Source organism: Acetobacteraceae bacterium (assembly GCA_004843165.1).
Lineage (GTDB): Bacteria > Pseudomonadota > Alphaproteobacteria > Acetobacterales > Acetobacteraceae.
In genome coordinates this window covers 882940-898890 of sequence record CP039459.1, presented here as the reverse complement: position 1 = coordinate 898890, position 15951 = coordinate 882940, and the positions used below count along the sequence as shown (strand labels likewise).

Genomic DNA, 15951 nt, shown 5'->3' with positions numbered 1-15951 from the left:
ATCGCTTAGAGGGCGGAAGGTTTTTGACGAGTCATAAGAATCTTGCACCAGTCATCTTTTCCGCCCCATGCTTCAAGAATAGAGGTAATAAGCCATTCTGAACCGTCTTTTAAAATAATCAGATCACCGCCCGTTTGAAGGGGGCGGTTAAGGGCATGAAAAGTCCCTTTGACATAGGCGCTCCGAGTTTCTGCCTGTTGATTGATATTTTGCGCTAGTAAAAGCTCTCCGGAATTTAAACTCTGAAGATCTGCAAAAATCGGATAATCTTTAAATTCAGGCGTTATGGAATAATCTGGATTGCGCAGCTGACCTGTGAAAACCCGTAATGTTACCTCTTCCATGGGATTTAATGCCCCTAAAATGCCAGAGGCGAGCGAGAAAAGCTGACACATGCTGAAACTCCCTTTTCACTGAAAATTAAGGCCAAATTTTTGCGGCATGCGGATGACCGGGAAGAAAACGCATTTGCCGAAGGGGAAGAGTTGCCTGCCAAAAGGCCGCACCATAAGGCGTCTGTGCAAACCACCAGCCGGATCGTGGAATACCGCTTGCATCCGTACTAAGGGAGACAGAACCTCTGCTGGCAGAGGAAATACGCCCAACCATTCCGGAAGTTCCATTTTCCGAGGCGCTGGTGCCGTTTAAAGAAAGTTGTGATAAATGTGCGGTTAAAAGCCATAAAAGCCGCTGACGCTTCCTTAAATTTCGTATAGGAGAGGCAGCGCTGTTATTGAGATAATCGCAGGCGCAATCAAAATTAAATTGTGCCTGCGCATCGGTTAAATCGGCAAAAATAGGAAAGGTTTTTTTCCATTCTGCCGGATCAAAAATAACCTTTCCTGCTGTGAGGGAAGTGTTTGACATAAAAAATTCCTAAAAGTCGTTTGGTTTAAAGAAAGAGAGACTGGACAAGTTAAAATTTTTGGCGGATTTAAGACGCTCTTTTGTGGATAATATTTTGAGAGAAAAAAGATGAAGGCATCGCCGACACTTGGGATTTTACTTGCTTTGGGAGGATGGGGCACTTTTTCCGTCAGTGATGCGTTTTCTAAAATGCTTCATGGGATCTTGCCGGCCTCAGAAGTCGCCTGTTCGGGTGGATTATTCGGCCTTTTGCTAATCCCTTTTTTTCTTAAAAAAGGAAAAACTTCTTTGAGGGATGTTTTTCCAAAGAAGGCGGATTTGCTTAGCTGGATCATTCGGGCATGTGCCTTTTTTGCGGCAACAGCGCTAAGTGTCAAAGCCTTCATGCTTTTACCAATGTCGGAGGCAATGGCATTTATTTTTCTTTGTCCTGTCTTTACAAATCTCTTAGAGGTCTTTTTCCTGAAGCAAAAAGTCCATTTGATGTCATGGGTTTCTGCCTTTGTTGGTTTTATAGGGGTCTTGCTGGTGCTGAGGCCGGGAATAAGACCGCTTGGCATTGGCGATTATAGCGCTTTAGGGGTTGCTTTTGCGCTGGCGGTTGCCATCATTACGCTTAAATATGGAGAGATTAAAATTGAGCGTGCGAAAAGAGCAGGCCATTCAGAAAAAGACCTTCCCAAAGAGGCCGCAAAATTAAGCATTTTCAGCTCAACTTTAGCCGGGCCGATGATTGGAAATGGGATTCTGATGCTTCCCGATTTCCAGAGACCGGAAGGTCTGCGAAATTGGGGCTTTCTTTTGGGTTATGCGCTCTTGATGGCTTTCGGCCAAATTCTTTTGATCTATGCGGCAAAAACCATCTCTTCAGGACGTGTGGCGCTGACACAATATAGCCAGATGCTTTGGGCGCTCGTGCTGGATATGCTCTTGTTTGCCGATAAGCCAGATGCGCTGGCGTGGGCAGGAAGCGCTTTGATTTTATTCTCTGGCTTTATTGAGCTGTTTGGGGAGAAAAAATCAAAAGCAAAACGAGAGGCCAAAGTCCACCTTCTTAAAGTGAGGTCGGCTGATCTTTTATGAGTGCTTTTGCTAAAATCCTTTTTTCAATCCTCTCTGCAAGCGAAATGTTCTGCTGGATTGATATAAGAATCTTTAAAATCTTGATCTAAAATATTTATTGATTTTCTAAATAGGGCGGATAGACATCGCCTTTTTCCAAACCGACATTGTGCTTTTGAAAGATTGCATTCAGATTGTCTCTAAATTCAACAGGAAGGGGGACATCTTCTGGCAGGTTTAAGCCCATTTTAGGCGCTAATTCTTTGATAAAATAGGGTGTCCCGATGATAAGTGTTCCCATCCATGCATCGGCATATCGGTCAAATTGTTCTACATTATCGTTGCCTATAGGTTCTAGTGGCGCTTGTTCTAAGTCTTTTAAACCCTCCATCATGGGAACGAAGGCGAATTCGGCAATGCCTGAGATCAGAAAGCGATATAACGCATTGAGCGCTTTTCTCTTCCCTTCTTGAGTTGTCATAGCATCAGCCGGGAAAAAGAGACTATGTACCTCCAATCCTCTCGGCAGGCAAAACATTCTGCCGCTTCAATATAATAATCTTTAAAATCTTGATCTGAAATATTCATTGCTTTTCTAAATAGGGCGGATAGACATCACCTTTTTCCAAACCGACATTGTGCTTTTGAAATATTGCATTTAGATTATCTCTAAAATCTACGGGAAGTGGGATATCTTCTGGCAGATTTAAGCCCATTTTAGGCGCTACTTCTTTGATAAAATAGGGCGTTCCGATCACGATAGTACCCATCCATGCATCGGCATATCGGTCAAATTGTTCTACATTGTAGCTGTCGCCTATAGGTTCTAAAGGGGCATGTTCTAAATCTTTTAACCCTTCCATCATGGGAACGAAGGCAAATTCGGCAATGCCGGAGACTAGAAAGCGATATAACGCATTGAGCGCTTTTTTCTTTCCTTCCTGACTGACTTCGGCCTCTCTGGGAAAAAGAAAGCACATATCCCAATCCTCTCGGCAGGCAAAATGTTCTGCTGGATTGATATAGTAATCTTTAAAATCTTGATCTGAAATATTCATTGCTTTTCTAAATAGGGCGGATAGACATCACCTTTTTCCAAACCGACATTGTGCTTTTGAAAGATTGCATTCAGATTTTCCCGAAAATCTGCTGGAAGCGGGACATCTTCTGGCAGATTTAAGCCCATTTTAGGCGCTACTTCTTTGATAAAAGAGGGCGTTCCGATTACGATAGTACCCATCCATGCATCTGCAAATTTATTACGTTGCTCAGGATTTGTACCTGTAGGTGGATCTAAAGGAGCATCTTCTAAAGTCTTTAATCCTTTCATCATGGGAACAAAGGCAAATTTTGCAATACCAGAGATCACAAAACGATATAACGCATTGAGCGCTTTTCTTTTGCCTTCCTCACTGGTTTCAGCTTCTTCTGGAAAAAGAAAGCACATATCCCAATCCTCTCGGCAGGCAAAATGTTCTGCTGGATTGATATAGTAATCTTTAAAATCTTGATCTGAAATATTCATTGCTTTTCTAAATAGGGCGGATAGACATCACCTTTTTCCAAACCGACATTATGTTTCTGAAAGATTGCATTCAGATTTTCCCGAAAATCTGCTGGAAGCGGGACATCTTCCGGCATGTTTAAGCCCATTTTAGGCGCTATTTCTTTGATAAAATATGCTGTCCCAATAATGAGTATACCCATCCATGCATCTGTATGTTTGTTACGTTGGGTAGGATTTGTGCCTGTGGGGGGATCTAAAGGTGCTTTTTCCAAATCAGCTAACCCTTCCATCATGGGGACAAAAGCGAATTCGGCAATACCTGCGACCATAAAACGGTAAAGAGCATTGAGTGCTTTTCTCTTCCCTTCTTGGGTTGTTGCAGCCTCTTCTGGAAAAAGAAAGCACATATCCCAATCCTCTCGGCAGGCGAAACATTCTGCCGCTTCAATATAATAATCTTTAAAATCTTGATCTGAAATCTGCATAATAAGTTCCTTTATAAGGATAAATGTAATCAGGCTTTTTATTTTAGGGAAGAAGAAATTCTGGAATTTCAATTTCAGGCATTTTGCTTTCCATTGTTTCGGGCAACATACTTGCGCGGCTCTCTTCTGGGAGTTCTGGTAATTCTGTTTGGGATGATTTTGGCGTAGCAATTTCGTTTGTTTTATTTTCTGAAATATTTTCAAAAAACTTTCTGAATTTGAATTTTAGAACTTTAAATCCATGTCTTTCTTGCACTTCTCGATCATGATGAATATCAACGGTTTTTTCACCATCCGGTGTGAGTGAGCTAGAGGCATGATCGTCTCGATAATTTAGAGTTACTTTATGTCCGTCTTTTTCAAAATCTTCGCTAGGAAAAGATTTTCCTTCTCTTCCTTTTATGACTTCTCCTTTGGAGAGATAGCCGTTCCCTAAGAGATATTGCCGTGCTTGTTCAAAAAATGTTTTGGCAGCTTTTTCTGGATCTTCTGCCGCCATAACACGAATATATTTCCTTTGACTATTATCTGCTGAAGCTCCAATCAATTCACCATTTTCGCTTAGCCAAGGTTTAAGCGTTCGATTTTTTGGGGAGCTTTCAGAAGCAAGATTTTCTTCGGCCTCTGCGGTCCACCTGCCGCCGCCTTCTTGACCTTTTGGAATGCGAGATTCTTCAGGGTCAAAATCCTCAGCCAAAGCATTCTCAATGCCAAAACGCTCTTTGAAATAGGCATTATGATGCTTTTCCGTATAGGCCTGATCAAAAACAAGATTTGGATAAAGGAGCTTTAAAGGAAAAAGCTTTGCGACAATCTCCGCCCCTTCCCATCCATGCACATCAATAATGTTTTGAAATTTCGCCTCATCCTCTTTGAAAAGAAAAGGGGAGTGGTCAAAGGCAGGATGATCTTCTGTATATAAGACGGGTTTTGGCAGCCAAAGACGGCGAAGCCATTCTTTTTCACGCTGGTCAATACGATACATGATGACTTCCTTGTTTAGAAAATGCGCGAAAAAAAAGCGTCATATTTTCTAAAAATATGACGCTTTTGAAGAGCATTTTAAGGTTGGATTTTAGGCTGCAAGTTCATTTTGCTCTCTCGGTTCCAATCCTGTTTTTTCAGTGGCAAATTCTTTGAGTTTTGCCTCCCCTTTGGAGGATTTAGCTTCTGCAAAAATGAGATTTTCACGCACCAAATCAGAATTTTCATTCTGCCTGAGCCATGCTTCCCAAAAATCTTTATCCACCAAAGTGCGTCCGGCTTTACCGAGCATTAAATTCCGCTCGGCAATATAGCCGGAGCTGCTGTCCGTTGCGCCATTGAGGGTGATTTTTCCAATCTCACGCATCGGATTTAAAACAAGATTTTTATTCTTGTTGGAGGATGCTCTGCGCTGCGCCTCTCCCTCTGGAAAGAGAGAGAGAATGATGCCATTGGGCAAACGGCAGAAAACAGTAATTTGATCAGCCATTTTTTAAACTCCTACCATCATGGCGCAGGCCATTGGACGCTTCCAAACAGTGCCCCAGCTCGCCTGTGAATATTTTTGACGGAAATGCGTGGAATAGGCTTCCAAACGATGTGAAATGAGCTTATCCACGAAATAAGTCTGCACCGAGCGAACGCCATCGACCTCTTCGGCGAAGAGCATTGCAAAGCGGGTTTTGTTATAACCGCCCGACATTTCAACACCGGCCTCCGGCAGAAATTTGATCTTCATATTCGGATAGGCTTTGTTAATCATCTCTTCGAGCGTAATACCAAAAGAATTGGTATAGGTTAACACTTGAGAAAGTTCAGAGGGCAGAACAAGCACAAGCTTTGAACTATTATCAATATTGCCCATCATTTGAATATTTAATTGCTTAAATAAGGCAGGAATATCCGTATAAATAGCGGTAGGATCTTCGGTTTGATCCCATGCGGTTACGGTCGTGTTGGCGGCACCGGCCTTTGGTGTCGGCTGAATGGCAGGCGGCAGAGACGGATCATTCAAGGCGCCGTAATTCTGCAAACCGGCAACCCCGTAAAGATTGATAAGATTTCCACGTTTATTGAGGGACATGGTTGCGGAAATGCGCACTTCATTGACAAGCTGAATTTGTCCGGCGGCCATTAAATTACTCTCTAAATCGCCATATTTGACCCATGTTTGATAGGGGAAATACTGACGGTTGATCCAGTTCGCATTTGCGCCTGAATCCCCATTTTGGGAGAAATCGCCATAGGCGGCCGTTGTCCCTGCATTTTCCAGCACAGGAAATAAATAGTTTCTGGTGGTGCGATCGCCACGAATTTCTGTTCCGAAAATATCCTCGGATTTTGTTGGGGCAACCAAAGCATGAATAACTTGCGGATCAATCTCGGTCGTGACAACAGCAGGAACGCCGGCAGAAATACCGGTTTGCGGCTGGAAGGTTGGATCTGCATCCATGCCCAGTGCGCCAGGTTCATTTGAAAAGCGCTTAATGTCATAGAGTTTGATACCGTATTTTTTTTGGAAATAAGGGAAATCCCTTGTAAATTTTGGAGATGGCTTAGCCATTTTAAATCCTTTTATATGATAAGTTAGTTTTAAGATTTTGCTGTTTCTGCAGGGGCGCTGCCTTGTGCCGGCATCGGAGCGCAGGGGGCGGAAATCATAATGATATTTCCAGCAGGCCCGCCTCTTGCGATTGTAAAGCCAGTCGGATTGCCAGATGTGCCTAAGGTGCCGTCAGCAGGATTGGCAAAAATAGCATCGCCTGCGTTGGTATCAACGGTCGAAATGGCCCAGTAATCACCGCCGGTCATTAAATTGGCAGGGAAACCGGAGGGAATAACCATGCTGCTATCTTCATCAAGTCTTTGAAGAATGGCGGTCATATCCCGAATGACAAAGCCCGTTGGGACAGCATTTTTATTGGATTGAGGAGCGTTGTTTAAGATATTGACGCCATCTTCCTGCACCCAGCCAAAACGACCGACGATAAGCCCTTGGGCACCGCAGCGGAAACCTGCCTCCGAAGAAATTGCGGAACGCCGGGGATTGGCAGAGGCAATATCTCCCGGATAACCTGAGGGAAGGGAATAATTGATTTTATTTGGAAAAGTCATATTTTTTATTTTCTATGATTAGGTTTTTATAAATTTTTACTTTGTTTATCTTGATTTAAGATTTTGAACATAAGCGGAAAGAATATCTTCAGGATTGTAATGCTCATCCTGTGCGGCATCCGAAGCGATGGGAGTAGCAGAAGATTTCTTTTTCTGACGATCTTCTGCCTCGTCGTTATCCTCCTCTTCTTCAGGAGATACTTTCTGAAGTGGCGTTTTTTTTACAGAGGATGAGGTTGCTTTCTTCCCAAAAGCGGTCTCGTTAAGATGGTCAATTAAATGATCCGGCAGACCTGCCGCTTGAAGATGTCTTACGACAAGCGGCACGATTTCAGGGCTAAGGGTGGAGAGACCAATTTTAGGGGCTTTATCTTTCAAAGCCGTTTGATTGTCCTGATCTTCCTTTTCGTTATTTTTCATATTTTGATCCTTTGATAAGGGGTTCGAATTTAAGGTGCTTGGCATGTCTTTTTCCGTCTTTTTTTCGACGTCTGGCATATTGCTTTCCAATGATTGCGAGCCATTGAGATACGCAATCGCTTTTCCGACTAAAGATCGGATCTCGGCCTCACTTCGGTGAGGTGCAAATTTTTGAAGTTCTGGAACAAGAGCAGAAAAAGGCTCTTTCGGTTTTTCAGACATTTTGAGGTTTTCCTTTTGGATTTTAGATAATAAAAAACCCCCTTGAGGGGGGGGGATTAAAGCCATATTGATTTTGAATGTTTTTGATAGAGATTTTCTAAGCGGAGATTTTTATTTAATCTTCGAAATCATCTGGATCGAGGGGATCTTTTTTTCGTTTTGGAACATTTTCTTTAAGAATTTTTTCGATAATTTCGAACCATTCCAAAGTGGAAATATGATTATATTCATATAATTTTTCTGACCAGATTTCTTTGAGAAATTGATTGGCATCTATCTTCCCTTTTTTAATCAGCGCAATCAATTCAGAAAGCTGTTCCAAGACTTTTTTAGAATAGGTTCGAAACTGGTTTTGAACCATTAAAATTGTAATTTCTTCGGTGGTTTCGCCTTGGTCTAACTCTTCAAAAATCATATTATTGAGATAACAGCGCAGAAAATGGCAAAGTTCTGGGAAGCGTTTTTCCCATGAGCGAAGTTTAGTGAGAGACATTTTAGACATTTTTTACCGCCTTTAAGATAGGTTAATCTTCGAAATCATCTGGATCGAGGGGATCTTTTTTTCGTTTTGGAACATTTTCTTTAAGAATTTTTTCGATAATTTCGAACCATTCCAAAGTGGAAATATGATCATATTCATATAATTTTTCTGAGCAGATTTCTTTGAGAAATTGATCGGCATCCATCTTCCCTTTTTTAATCAGCGCAATCAATTCAGAAAGCTGTTCCAAGACTTTTTTAGAATAGGTTCGAAACTGGTTTTGAACCATTAAGGTCGTAATTTCTTCGGTGGTTTCGCCTTGGCCTAACTCTTCAAAAATCATATTATTGAGATAGCACTCAAAAAAATGACAAAGTTCAGGAAAGCGTTTTTCCCATGCGTTATGTTTTGTAAAAGACATTTTTTACCGCCTTTAAGATAGATTAATCTTCGAAATCATCTGGATCGAGAGGATCTTTTTTACGTTTTGGAATATTTTCTTTAAGAATTTTTTCGATGATTTCAAACCATTCCAAAGTGGAAATATGATCATATTCATGCATTTTCTCTGACCAGATTTCTTTGAGAAATTGATCGGCATCCATCTTCCCTTTTTTAATCAGCGTAATCACTTCAGAAAGCTGTTCCAAGACTTTTTTAGAATAGGTTCGAAACTGATTTTGAACCATTAAGGTCGTAATTTCTTCGGTGGTTTCGCCTTGGTCTAATTCATCATAAAAGATATTATTGACGTAGCATCCAAGAAAATGACAAAGTTCAGGAAAGCGTTTTTCCCATGCGTGAGCTATACTAATGGACATTTTAGACATTTTTTTCCCTTTGAGTTTATGGGGTCAGCATGACCGTATGAACGTAAAAACCATTTTTTCCTTTTCGGATAAGAAAAGAGGCGCTTTGAGCAGAGCGACATTCCGTACCGCCTCTAAGAACATATTTGCCAATATTGCGTCCCATATCAATTTTAATTTGAACCTGAGCATCGGATCTTTCATTTAAAAGGAGTGTTTTGAGCTTTTTAAGATTTTCAGGATTTTTTAAGGCTTTTTCATAAGTTTCCATTAGATCTTTCATATTTGAAAAGGCAGAGGCGGATGTGATTTTAGCCCTTTCAATTAAGGCGCTGTCTGTCATGCCAGTAGGATTATATCTGGTGGGTTCAATCATATGAAGATTGAGTAAATGTCCCCCTTCTTTCTGATAGCTTTCAAAAAGCGCTGGAGAAGATTTGGGAATTTCCAGTTTTACCGCTTCGAAAGCCTCTCTTTCTCTTTTTGCGGCCTCAGCCGCTTGTTTAGGATCTGCTTTTGAGGGATATTTATTCACCCTTTCACGGCTGGCTGTTTTGCCGCCTTTTTTATGAAAGAGATTGGAAATAAAGCCGTCTTTTTCCAAGGCTTTTGAAAGCTGTTCTGCTTCTTTAATCGTGAGGCGTGTGGCTGCCGCTCCAGTAGAAAATTCTAGTTTGGCTAAAGGAAAAGCATTTGAGAGAGCATCTAAAAAATCAGGAATATCTGAAAATTTTTGAATGTCAAATGCTTTGCAAAAGAGAGAGACCGGATCAAATTCGTAGAAATCAGGAGTATCTTTTTCCGTACTTGTATTTGCTATATTTTCTTTTGTTGTGAACTGCCCCCCATCTGGCGTTCCTTTAGGGAGATGGTTAAGATTTTCATCCTGCGTGATGTTATTTGCAGCGGGCACTTTCTTTTTTGACCATAAAGAGACGCTTGGTAGGAAATCCTCCTGCTCCGGCACAGAGGTCAGTTCCCCAATGAGACGGGCAACCACATGCCGAATTTCCATGTCTGTCGCATGCGGACAAAAAGAACGAAAAGCCTGAAGCAGAGGAAACAGCGTATCCGCGTCATAAGGCGAAGCATCCGCTACCAATACATCCGACCCGGCACGGCCTTTTCGCACCAGCGCCACATGATTGCCTCGGATCTCGGTCATAATCCCGTCATAAGGCTTGCCTTGATAAAAGCCGGCTTCCATCTTCGGCACATAACGGTAAGCGCAGGAAAGCTCCCGCTGCTCCTCCCGATTGATCTTATCAATCGCCTTCTGATCCCAAATGGAAAGAGAATTTTCTAAATAAGGCGACTGAAAAACGGTATTACTTCCAGTCGCCCCCACAACCAAATCATGGCGGGGATGGGTGGCAGAGACATGCACATGCTCTAAAAGAACAGGCAAAGAGTCAAAAGAGGCAGCGCCTTTTTCTAAAGCTTTAGGACATCTTAAAAGATTGTAGATTTTGTCCGGGTCTAATCCCAAAGCCTTCCAGTCAGGGATTTCTGATCCTTTATAGGGATTGATACAGGCTTTAGAGAGATTGGTCTGTTTGACTTTGAGACGTCCATCCTCGTCAAAAGTTCGGACAGATCCCATCCGGTCATAGGCAAGGGGCAACACCTCAACACCCAGAAGAGGTGAAGAGCGCATAATGTTTTCTTTCTATTATAGGGTAATGTAAGGATTCTATTTAAGAATTTAGGATATAAAAAAACCGCTCAAGCAAATAAGCCAAAGCGGTGAAATAAAGATGTAAAGTAAAACAATCACATTTTATCTTTTTAGTATAAGTCAACGTTTGCGTCAGTCAAGGGAATTCTTTAAAAATAGGCAATTCTTTAGATTTTTTCAGAGGAAGCATCCATGATGGGGAATTTCTTGCACCGCATCCCCTTATGGGGACGTTATTTTGTCTGTTTGTGCGCAAGCTTTGTTTTACTGGGATTCGTTTCTGCATTTCTACCGCATTTTAGTGCCTTTGATGATTCTAAGAAAGCACCGCTTCTTTTTGAAAAGCCTGATTTTCAATCACAGCCACATCAGAACCCTGATGCCGTGTCTCCGGCGAATAAAGGCTATCAGATCGAGCATACTTCAAGAGGGGTTATTCGCTTTCAAACAGAGACCGCAGGTTCTCCTGCTTTTGGCACACCTGTCCCTGAAATTCTGCCCTATGATCCACGCTCTAAACTAGAGCGTTAAAAGCACAGATAAGAAAAATATAGGGCGATGATAAAAAAGATTGTCCTAAAAGACTTTGCCTTTATGATAAGAGGGTAAAACAGCGCCTATAAAGACATTGATAAAAGGCACCTTACCCTAGATAAAATTAAAAGAGGAAGCATGATCCCCGAAAATATCTTGATTTTACCTAATTATACGCAGGCCTTTTTTCTGCAGGTGCTTGTTTACCAGCCGGATGAAAATCAGTGGGTGCTGAAATCCTTTCAAGATGTGGTGCCAGCCCTTGGGATGCCGCAGGGAACGATTACCGGGGTTGCCTCTGGGCGTGCTGTGCATTTTCAAAAAGATGGTGCTGTTTTAGGGCGTTTTTACCGGATTAAAGGAGCGGAAGGGTATTTAATTATTTCCGTCCCGGCAGGGAAGGACCCTTCTGGAAAACATGTTTATCTGACAAGGGTTTTACGCATTAATCTCAGTGAGCTTGGAAATGGCAAAGATACGCCTGTCATTCCAGTACTCAATCCTGCGGAATTCGATATTTGGGGCAAAGATGCACAGGAATATCCGCTAACAGCAGAACAAAAAACGCAAATGGAACTGGCTTTTGGTTATTTAAATGGCCTTTCCCGTTTGCCACCGGATCGTAGTTGCGACGCCATTGGCACGATGCTGGGCGATGTTATGCTGCACCATGAATTGCAAATTTTAAGTTCGGTGCCTTCGCCTGCTAGAAATAATATTAAAATCAAAGGCGAGGGACGCAATAACGGACAAACAATTTTAATGGTGGTCTGCGTTGCCATGCTGATGCTCTTCGTGATGGTTATTCTTTGGCATAATCACAGGGTGAAACCTGTCACTGAAAAAGCCACAGGCAATAATACAAATGTCCATGTAACAACAGCCGATACGGGGGATTATGCGGATTCTCCCTTTGATTCTTCTGGCAAAGAAAACGGATCTGTTTTGCCGTCTGCTTCGCCGGACGCTTCTGAGGGGGATGCGACAGATCAAGATCAGGATGATGCCGAAGAGCTTCAAAAAGTCTCCGAAGCAGAAAAGAAAAAATCCGAAGCGAAAACTAAAAAACTTCCTGAAGGGACACAGTCCGAACCTACTGAAGTTGTAGAGGATCAGGAACAAGATCCGGAGGAAGTCGCCCCCGCAGATCCATTGCCTTCTACGAAAGCAGCACAAAAAGCAGGCTTAAGCGAGCAGGAAAAAGAGGATGTTGCCGCTGCAAAAACCATCAAATCAGAGAAAAAAGCAGATTTAGCACAGTCAGAACCACAGGCTCGTAACGTTGATGTTCATTCAGATAACCAGTCAACACATAGTGCGAATGGTGCGCCTGTGATTGAAGATGATTCTAATGATGACGGCGACGAGGATATGATGGCAACGCCAAAAAATACACAGGCTTCAAAATCAGATTCTGAAGAGGTTATTCTTCCTGCCGGCCCACAAGCAGATCCCAGTGTTGCTTCCCAAGCACCGGAACAAACAGCAGACAGCGATAACCAGTCCAAGGTAAATCCGTTCTCAAGAGATTACGAAACAACAGGCACAGCGGGCTCCGTTTTGGTCGATAGTGGAGATGCGCCAACAAATCCGGAAGAGGGGAATGGAACCTCTGAAAATCCTACCGCCCCTGCACCGGTAGAAGCTGATGGTGCCTCTGTTCCGGGGGACGCGGCCCAGCAGGCAGGAACGGCACAGCCAGGACTTGCGGAACAAAAAGCCGCTCATGGCACTTTGGCGCAAAGAGATAAGGCAAAGGCGACTGACTTTGCAAAAGGTGTCGTTGCAGGTGCAGATTCTTTCGAATGAGTTTTTAAAATTAAAACACTTTCTTAAGTGCGTTTAAGAAATGGCCCCAATGCGTGAAAGAAGAAAGCGCCTTGGGGTTTTCTTTGAGCTTTCCCCGTAAGAGAAAATAGGTTCCGGCACGTCGCGCCATCTCTCCGTCCCGATCATCCCGATCGCCGATCATAAGGGTTTCTTCAGGGGTGACCCCTGCTTTTCCCATAATATACTGCAATCCTTTTGGGTGCGGTTTTAGGGTCTGAATTTCTGGATCACCTGCCCAGTGGGCATGGTCAGCCTCTAATCGAAGGACTTTAATCTTTTCTTTAGCAGGATAATCCGAGAGGACAGCAACATGGATATTTTGTGCCTTTAAAAAGGAAAAAACCTCAGAAACTTGCGGAAAACGGATTTTTAAAAGCCAAGGTAGGGGTTTATTAAAAAACCATTCTAAAATTAAGGCATCATATTCGGCACTGGAAAATCCATATTTTTTGCAAAGTGTCTCTTTTATCTCCGCTTCAAAATTTTGGGTTTCTCTCTCACCGTATTTTTCACGTAATCTGCGATAGTCACGGATTAAAAAACCCACTTTAAATGAAAAATGTGTCAGACTATGCCATAAAAGGCGAATAATCATTTTTTGCCGAATGGGAAATTGCGGATACAGCGTTCCATCAATGTCAAAAACAACAAGTTTGATTTTCTCAAAGGGGATAGCATCAAAAGACATTTGTAAATCCGTATTATTTTAATCTAGATTCATATTGAAACTAGGGCTCTTAAAACAGAGCTGCAAGGATAAGCGTTTTATCTTTCTTCTTTTTCTGAAGGCATATTGTTTTTCTCTTCGGAATTTTTTTTGCTAGGGGTGCGGTTTGTCAAAAAGATGGTGGCTATACTACCGCCAAATACAGCTGCCAGACAGGCTGTGATTTCCCATGCGGCATGGCTATAAATTGCAAAACCAATGAGAAAAATAATGGAAAGAGCTACGAGTAATGCCATCCATTGGCCTCTTCTTTCACTCTTTGTGCTATGAAGAAGATCAAATTCTGCTAACTCGAAATTTTTTTCACATATAAAACGTTTATTATCTAATTCTTTACCGAATAGCTCAAGCTTTCCTCTCGAAGTATCTTCATGGAGTTTTAAAATACGTTCAAAGGCACCAGGCAGTATCTGTTCGTATCCTTGTAACTCATCAGGGTGCGGAAGAGGTGCAGAGCGTGTAACCTGTTGTTCCATGCCAAAATGCACAGTGCGAGGCGGTTTATGGTGAGGCGGAGCTTGTTGTAGTAATTTTTCTTGTAGCTCTGGGGGAAGATTTTTAAAATCTATATTAAGAGATTGAGAAGATTCGTTTGAAGCGTGACCTTTTTTTGTCATTTGACGGAATGTCTTTTTGATTTTTTATTAGGATCTCTGTAAATAAGTGTTGCCTTGACTGTTAAGGGCGCTAATTCCGGTTCCTCAAAAAAATTGACAAGATAAAAATCCCGCTTAAAGCTGGCAGAAGATTGTTCTAAAGAGTTAAAGTAGACGTTGGTAGGCATGCGTGGGGAAGTATAGAAATTCCCGCTAAAAACCTTTGTAAAACCACGTAGAAAAGCATTCATAATAGGTACCTCATCTGAAAAATCAGATAACCAACTGAGTTCGTGCTCACTGTGTTGTGAGTTTATTCTCAGATAATGATTATCCGATATATTAAAAAATTGCAAAATAGTTGTCTTTTTTAAAGCGTAAAACGCTGAATCTTTGGCATGGATCGCTTATTTTGAATAATCCCATCCAGCGCATAACGCAGCGCATCAATCCAATGATTGTTTTTATCTTCAATTAGCGGCAGAACATCACCTGTCAGTCGATCTGTTTGATAGGTGTAACGCTGAAATTCTTGAGCGATCTTATAGGCCCTTTTATGAATTTTAATTTCTTTAAAGGCTTTCAAGCGTGAAATGCCATCGGCAACAGAGCCAGGCCATTTTTTCGCAGCGCTGATTTTAAAGCCTCGCCTTGCAAGATAGGATATCGTTTCAGGTCTGGAACAATCTGCTTTAATGGGCCAATTTTGGGTCTCTGGTACGGATTTTAAGAAAGAAGGTAAATGATCTAACTCAATATGAGGGGCGCCTTCAGCATGATCAATATAGAGGCAATGATCGACAATCCAACAGCGTACAAGCGCCGTAGGATCATTGGCAAAACCAAAATCCAACCCAAAATAAAAACGTGCTTTTTCAGGTGGTGTGAATATTTCCTCAAAGGAGAGACGTTTTTGAAAAATTAAAGCTTCCGAATGGGTTAAATACCCGCCCTCCCAAATATGCTGGTACTCGGCAGGATCTAGACGTTGATAGTCTAAAAGACGTTCTTGATTAAGCTCTTCTGAAAACCAGGGATTATCACGCCAATTTGCCTCAATCGTGCAAATATTGGGTGTTTTTTGATCTGCACGGAAAAAATTATCAATCGGATTATTGGGTTTTTCAGGATTCCAGCTCGCCCAGATTTGAGAGCCAGCCTTACGAATGGTTGGACGTAAAAGCCGCCATGAACGGGCACCAACAGATTGTGCCTCCTCAATCCAGGCAAGATCAAATCCCTCCAAAGATTTAATTGAATCCGCATTATGTTCCTGTAATCCTTGGAAGATAATCATGCCCTCGCCAGGGGTGCGAATATATTGCTCTTGAATTTCAAAATGCGCCCCTACCCCAAAATCATGAATTTTATCAATTAATGTTTGACGGGCAGAAAAACGAATAGATTTTTGGATTTCACGAACACAAACAGCTCTATAGCCGGGATTAGCGAGTGCTCTTTTAATTAAGAGGCCTGCAAAAAAATGGGATTTTCCAGAACCACGCCCGCCATAAGCGCCAAGATAGCGGGCTTTGGAGGATAGAAGCGGCTGGAAAACACGTGCAGATTTTGTTGTGAGTGTGGAAGTGTTCAAGGGAGACATAAGCAAGCATTCTCATAAATAAAATTTTTTC

At 42.1% G+C, this 15951-nt stretch carries 21 protein-coding genes; 3 read left to right on the top strand and 18 right to left on the bottom strand.

The window, feature by feature from the left end:
- Positions 1–5: 5 nt before the first annotated feature.
- Positions 6–395 (bottom strand): hypothetical protein, encoded by a 390-nt coding sequence (locus tag FAI41_04450; protein ID QCE32901.1) that lies wholly within the window; start codon positions 393–395, stop codon positions 6–8.
- A 25-nt stretch (positions 396–420) separates the two neighbouring features.
- Complete coding sequence (locus FAI41_04445; GenBank protein QCE32900.1) at positions 421–867, bottom strand: DUF4054 domain-containing protein; 447 nt, start codon at positions 865–867, stop codon at positions 421–423.
- A gap of 108 nt (positions 868–975) precedes the next feature.
- Here FAI41_04445 and FAI41_04440 point away from each other — a divergent pair, with 108 nt between their 5' ends.
- On the top strand, positions 976–1950 hold the full coding sequence (locus FAI41_04440; protein QCE32899.1) for a DMT family transporter: 975 nt from the start codon (positions 976–978) through the stop codon (positions 1948–1950).
- A gap of 94 nt (positions 1951–2044) precedes the next feature.
- Here the strand turns inward: FAI41_04440 and FAI41_04435 are convergent, their stop codons facing one another.
- From FAI41_04435 to FAI41_04375, 13 genes are all read right to left on the bottom strand, one after another.
- Positions 2045–2410: a hypothetical protein gene (locus FAI41_04435; protein QCE32898.1), complete on the bottom strand. Its 366-nt coding sequence runs from the start codon at positions 2408–2410 to the stop codon at positions 2045–2047.
- A gap of 103 nt (positions 2411–2513) precedes the next feature.
- On the bottom strand, positions 2514–2987 hold the full coding sequence (locus FAI41_04430) for a hypothetical protein (GenBank protein ID QCE32897.1): 474 nt from the start codon (positions 2985–2987) through the stop codon (positions 2514–2516).
- Positions 2984–3454 carry a hypothetical protein gene (locus FAI41_04425; GenBank protein QCE32896.1) on the bottom strand — a complete coding sequence of 157 codons (471 nt, stop codon included), beginning with the start codon at positions 3452–3454 and terminating at the stop codon, positions 2984–2986. Before FAI41_04425 ends, FAI41_04430 begins: the two co-directional genes overlap by 4 nt.
- On the bottom strand, positions 3451–3921 hold the full coding sequence (locus tag FAI41_04420; protein ID QCE32895.1) for a hypothetical protein: 471 nt from the start codon (positions 3919–3921) through the stop codon (positions 3451–3453). The genes FAI41_04425 and FAI41_04420 overlap by 4 nt, the downstream gene beginning before the upstream one ends.
- A gap of 43 nt (positions 3922–3964) precedes the next feature.
- The gene (locus tag FAI41_04415; GenBank protein QCE32894.1) at positions 3965–4906 is read right to left on the bottom strand and encodes a hypothetical protein; all 942 of its coding nucleotides are present in this window, start codon (positions 4904–4906) and stop codon (positions 3965–3967) included.
- Positions 4907–4996: 90 nt separating this feature from the next.
- Positions 4997–5395, bottom strand: coding sequence for a hypothetical protein (locus FAI41_04410; GenBank protein QCE32893.1), 399 nt, complete (start codon positions 5393–5395; stop codon positions 4997–4999).
- A 3-nt stretch (positions 5396–5398) separates the two neighbouring features.
- Positions 5399–6469, bottom strand: coding sequence for a hypothetical protein (locus FAI41_04405; protein ID QCE32892.1), 1071 nt, complete (start codon positions 6467–6469; stop codon positions 5399–5401).
- 29 nt (positions 6470–6498) lie between these two features.
- Positions 6499–7020, bottom strand: a complete 522-nt coding sequence (locus FAI41_04400; GenBank protein ID QCE32891.1) for a hypothetical protein — start codon at positions 7018–7020, stop codon at positions 6499–6501.
- A gap of 45 nt (positions 7021–7065) precedes the next feature.
- A complete protein-coding gene (locus FAI41_04395) occupies positions 7066–7662 on the bottom strand; it encodes a hypothetical protein (protein ID QCE32890.1) in 597 nt (198 codons plus the stop codon).
- 115 nt (positions 7663–7777) lie between these two features.
- Positions 7778–8164 (bottom strand): hypothetical protein, encoded by a 387-nt coding sequence (locus FAI41_04390; protein QCE32889.1) that lies wholly within the window; start codon positions 8162–8164, stop codon positions 7778–7780.
- Positions 8165–8186: 22 nt separating this feature from the next.
- Complete coding sequence (locus FAI41_04385; GenBank protein ID QCE32888.1) at positions 8187–8564, bottom strand: hypothetical protein; 378 nt, start codon at positions 8562–8564, stop codon at positions 8187–8189.
- Between the two features lie 22 nt (positions 8565–8586).
- On the bottom strand, positions 8587–8964 hold the full coding sequence (locus FAI41_04380; protein QCE32887.1) for a hypothetical protein: 378 nt from the start codon (positions 8962–8964) through the stop codon (positions 8587–8589).
- Positions 8965–8989: 25 nt separating this feature from the next.
- Positions 8990–10609 (bottom strand): DUF2213 domain-containing protein, encoded by a 1620-nt coding sequence (locus FAI41_04375; protein ID QCE32886.1) that lies wholly within the window; start codon positions 10607–10609, stop codon positions 8990–8992.
- 213 nt (positions 10610–10822) lie between these two features.
- On the opposite strand from FAI41_04375, the gene FAI41_04370 reads away from it, so the two are divergent.
- Together FAI41_04370 and FAI41_04365 are read left to right on the top strand one after the other, a co-directional pair.
- Positions 10823–11161, top strand: coding sequence for a hypothetical protein (locus FAI41_04370; GenBank protein ID QCE32885.1), 339 nt, complete (start codon positions 10823–10825; stop codon positions 11159–11161).
- Between the two features lie 141 nt (positions 11162–11302).
- Complete coding sequence (locus FAI41_04365) at positions 11303–12973, top strand: hypothetical protein (protein ID QCE32884.1); 1671 nt, start codon at positions 11303–11305, stop codon at positions 12971–12973.
- A 10-nt stretch (positions 12974–12983) separates the two neighbouring features.
- Here FAI41_04365 and FAI41_04360 read toward each other — a convergent pair whose 3' ends face one another.
- From FAI41_04360 to FAI41_04350, 3 genes are all read right to left on the bottom strand, one after another.
- Positions 12984–13682: an HAD family hydrolase gene (locus FAI41_04360; GenBank protein QCE32883.1), complete on the bottom strand. Its 699-nt coding sequence runs from the start codon at positions 13680–13682 to the stop codon at positions 12984–12986.
- A gap of 77 nt (positions 13683–13759) precedes the next feature.
- Positions 13760–14338, bottom strand: coding sequence for a DUF2335 domain-containing protein (locus FAI41_04355; protein QCE32882.1), 579 nt, complete (start codon positions 14336–14338; stop codon positions 13760–13762).
- A 349-nt stretch (positions 14339–14687) separates the two neighbouring features.
- Positions 14688–15920, bottom strand: a complete 1233-nt coding sequence (locus FAI41_04350; protein QCE32881.1) for a PBSX family phage terminase large subunit — start codon at positions 15918–15920, stop codon at positions 14688–14690.
- Positions 15921–15951 lie beyond the last annotated feature (31 nt).